Annotated in this window: 4 protein-coding genes; 1 reads left to right on the forward strand and 3 read right to left on the reverse strand. The window is 68.2% G+C overall.

Translation table 11 applies throughout. From position 1 onward, the window contains the following. Window positions 1-359 (forward strand): hypothetical protein (locus DBR34_RS21285; RefSeq protein ID WP_181393957.1); only part of this gene is annotated, 359 nt, incomplete at its 5' end. Between the two features lie 14 nt (window positions 360-373). Here the strand turns inward: DBR34_RS21285 and DBR34_RS09130 are convergent. From DBR34_RS09130 to DBR34_RS09140, 3 genes are all read right to left on the reverse strand, one after another. Next, the gene (locus DBR34_RS09130) at window positions 374-769 is read right to left on the reverse strand and encodes a response regulator transcription factor (protein ID WP_128096560.1); all 396 of its coding nucleotides are present in this window, start codon (window positions 767-769) and stop codon (window positions 374-376) included. 110 nt (window positions 770-879) lie between these two features. Further along, window positions 880-1,530, reverse strand: coding sequence for a response regulator transcription factor (locus DBR34_RS09135; protein ID WP_128096561.1), 651 nt, complete (start codon window positions 1,528-1,530; stop codon window positions 880-882). A 172-nt stretch (window positions 1,531-1,702) separates the two neighbouring features. Next, window positions 1,703-2,296, reverse strand: a 594-nt coding sequence (locus DBR34_RS09140) for a helix-turn-helix domain-containing protein (protein ID WP_219928245.1), incomplete at its 5' end; no start/stop codon positions are given.

Consider the following 2,296-nt stretch of genomic DNA (forward strand, 5'->3'; position numbering starts at 1 on the left):
AGCTGGTACTGATGCCCACCCTGATGCGGGCCAAGCGCCACGCGCTGTTCCGTTTCGATGCCCTGGGCAACCGCGCCGCGGCCGTGTTCGACCAGCGCTGGCAGGCCGCCGGGACCGATGACGCCGCCGCCACCGCAGGCACGGCCGAGGCCGACACGCTGCTCGACCACGGCGACGCCTCGGCCTATGCGGATTTCAGCGGGGTGTACCAGGGGCTGGTACGCATGTCGGCGGTGCCGTTCACGCGCTGGAACCTGCTGTGGATCGCCCTGCATGCGGCACTGCCGCTGTGCCCGCTGGCGTTGATGGCGATGTCGGTGGACGAGCTGGTGAAGAAGCTGGTCGGCATCCTGGCCTGATCTGCGGTGCGCGGTCAGCGTTGCAGCGAGCGCGACACGAACGGCACCCCGTCCAGTGCCGCCTGCACGGCCAGCAGCAGGTCGTCGCCGGCATCGGACTTCAGCACATAGCTGCACACGCCCAGCGCCATTGCCTGGCGCACCATCTGCAGCTCCGCGTGCACGGTGATGAACACCACGCCGAGCACCGGGCGTTGCGCGCGCAGGCGCCGCGCCGCGTCCAGGCCGCTCAGCCCGGGCATGGCGATGTCGGTCACCACCACATCCGGCAGCATCGACCGCGCTGCCTGCACCAGCGATTCGCCGTCCTGGACCAGCCCGATCACCTCGAACTGCTGGCGCAGCAGGCCGCGAAGCTGGCGCCCCATCGCACATCCATCCTCGGCCAGCAGCACACGGACCGCATTCATGGCTTCCGCCCGTTCGACGCGTGGGTCGATGGTGGGCGGGCGCGATGGGCCGGACAAGGGAAAAACAACGGGGCCAGGGCAAGTAAATCTACTTGCCGCCGCCCGCACGCTCAGTGCCGGATCAGGCCCTCCTGCTCGGCCTTGCGCACCAGCTCCAGCGTGCCGTGCACGCCCAGCTCCTGCATGATCGCGTACTTGTGCGACTCCACGGTGCGCACCGACACGCCCAGCTCGTAGGCAATCTGCTTGGATCGCAGCCCCAGTGCCACGTACTCCAGGATGCGCAGCTGCTTGTCGGTCAGGCTGTACGGGCGTCGCCCGGAGCAGACGATCGCATGGGCGGCAAGCGTGGGCGTCACGTAGGTCTGCCCATCCATGATGCCGGCCAGGGCGCGCATCAGTTCGTCGCCCGCTGAACTCTTCAGGATGTAGCCACGCGCGCCGGCCCGGATCGCTTCGGCGGCGACGCTCGACTCGTCATGCATGGTCAGGAACACGAACGGCATCGCATAGCCTTCGCCACGCATCAGGCGCATCGCGTCGATACCGCTCATGCCGGGCATGCTGATATCGGCCACCACCACGTCGGGCGGATCACGCCGCACCGATTCGACCAGCTGCTCGCCCGACCCCACCAGTTCGATGGTCTCGAAGCTGTCGGTCAACAGCCGTTCGATGCCCTGTGCCACCAGCATGTGATCATCGGCGACCACGACCCTGCGGAACTGCGTTGAAAGCGAACGCTCACACATCACGCTCATTGCGGTTTCTCCGTCGGTATCAATCGTCCCCTGATTGAGCTGGAGCCAATCGTGCGCCGATGTCCGGCCTGGATGCCGGCGAGGTACGTGCGCGTGGCTGCAGCGAGCTGACCATGCGAGCACTTCCGTGACGACGTTGTGATGCGCGAGGGGCGTGTATTCGTGGGTCCGCTCAGCCGCGCAGTGTGTCGCGGGGACATTCCCCAAAGACAGTGCGGTAGGTCACAGAGAAGCGCCCCAAATGGGCAAATCCGCAGCGCGTGGCGATTTCAGTCACGCTGCCCTCCCGGCCGGCGTGCAGCAGTGCACTGCGCGCCAGATTCAGCCGGGCCATCTGGTGCCAGTGGCAGGGACCGTGCCCGTACACGTCACGGAACAGGCGCTCCAGCTGGCGCTCACCCACGCCCAGAGCAAGCGACAGCCCGCGGCTGTCGAAGGGTCGGTCGAGCTGTGTTTTAAGGTAGCGCTCGGCGCGGCGCACGATCGCATCGCGCTGGCGCTCGACCCAGTTGCCCACTGCACGGCACTCCGGCCCACGGTCGCTGGCGGCCACCGCATCGATGAACACCCCCAGCAGCAGCTGCGCCTGCGCCTGTACCTGATCCAGGCTGACCAGCCCCTGGCGAGCCGCGGCGTCGTCCAGCACGGTGGCCACGCCGTCGCGCAACGCCTGCGCTTCGACCGGCGCGGCGGGCTGGCTGTACCACCCCTGCCGCGGCAGGCGCAGCTCACGCCCGGCCCGCTCCAGCGCGGCCCGCTGCAGAAC

It is taken from the genome of Stenotrophomonas sp. HMWF003 (assembly GCF_003061285.1).
Lineage (GTDB): Bacteria > Pseudomonadota > Gammaproteobacteria > Xanthomonadales > Xanthomonadaceae > Stenotrophomonas > Stenotrophomonas maltophilia_AP.

What these genes read in the sequence shown, in the direction of transcription:
- DBR34_RS09130 (WP_128096560.1), bottom strand. Translation starts at nt 769, where the DNA reads ATGAATGCGGTCCGTGTGCTGCTGGCCGAGGATGGATGTGCGATGGGG.
- DBR34_RS09135 (WP_128096561.1), bottom strand. Translation starts at nt 1,530, where the DNA reads ATGAGCGTGATGTGTGAGCGTTCGCTTTCAACGCAGTTCCGCAGGGTC.